We start from the raw sequence: 1,191 nt of genomic DNA, 5'->3' as shown, positions 1-1,191 counted from the left end.
CATAAAACGCGTTTGGCGTTGTATGGTTAAGCCTCACGGGTAATTAGTACAAGTTAGCTTAATGGCTCACACCACTTCCACATCTTGCCTATCAACGTTGTAGTCTTCAACGGCCCTTCAGAGACTTTAAAAGTCTAGTGAGAACTCATCTCGAGGCCTGCTTCGCGCTTAGATGCTTTCAGCGCTTATCAGTTCCGAACGTAGCTACCGGGCAATGCCATTGGCATGACAACCCGAACACCAGCGGTTCGTTCACTCCGGTCCTCTCGTACTAGGAGCAACCCCTCTCAATTCTCAAACGCCCACGGCAGATAGGGACCGAACTGTCTCACGACGTTCTAAACCCAGCTCGCGTACCACTTTAAATGGCGAACAGCCATACCCTTGGGACCGACTTCAGCCCCAGGATGTGATGAGCCGACATCGAGGTGCCAAACACCGCCGTCGATATGAACTCTTGGGCGGTATCAGCCTGTTATCCCCGGAGTACCTTTTATCCGTTGAGCGATGGCCCTTCCATTCAGAACCACCGGATCACTATGACCTACTTTCGTACCTGCTCGACGTGTCTGTCTCGCAGTTAAGCTGGCTTCTACCATTACACTAACCGTACGATGTCCGACCGTACTTAGCCAACCTTCGTGCTCCTCCGTTACTCTTTGGGAGGAGACCGCCCCAGTCAAACTACCCACCAGGCACTGTCCGTAACCCCGATTCAGGGGCCAACGTTAGAACATCAAAACTACAAGGGTGGTATTTCAAGGACGACTCCACAAAAACTAGCGTCTCTGCTTCTAAGTCTCCCACCTATCCTACACATGTAGGTTCAATGTTCAGTGCCAAGCTGTAGTAAAGGTTCACGGGGTCTTTCCGTCTAGCCGCGGGTACACAGCATCTTCACTGCGATTTCAATTTCACTGAGTCTCGGGTGGAGACAGCGTGGCCATGGTTACACCATTCGTGCAGGTCGGAACTTACCCGACAAGGAATTTCGCTACCTTAGGACCGTTATAGTTACGGCCGCCGTTTACCGGGGCTTCGATCAAGAGCTTCTCCGAAGATAACCCCATCAATTAACCTTCCGGCACCGGGCAGGTGTCACACCGTATACGTCATCTTGCGATTTTGCACAGTGCTGTGTTTTTAATAAACAGTCCCAGCCACCTGGTCACTGCGGCTCCAATCAGCTTA

At 51.6% G+C, this 1,191-nt stretch carries 1 rRNA gene; it reads right to left on the bottom strand.

Annotation, left to right across the window (positions count from 1 at the left end):
- Positions 1–22: 22 nt before the first annotated feature.
- A 23S ribosomal RNA gene (locus AAEY57_RS19215) occupies positions 23–1,191 on the bottom strand; the annotation flags it as partial.

It is taken from the genome of Pseudoalteromonas sp. MER144-MNA-CIBAN-0113, assembly GCF_040308965.1.
Classification (GTDB): Bacteria; Pseudomonadota; Gammaproteobacteria; order Enterobacterales; family Alteromonadaceae; genus Pseudoalteromonas; species Pseudoalteromonas tetraodonis.
This window is presented reverse-complemented; position numbering and strand designations above follow the sequence as displayed.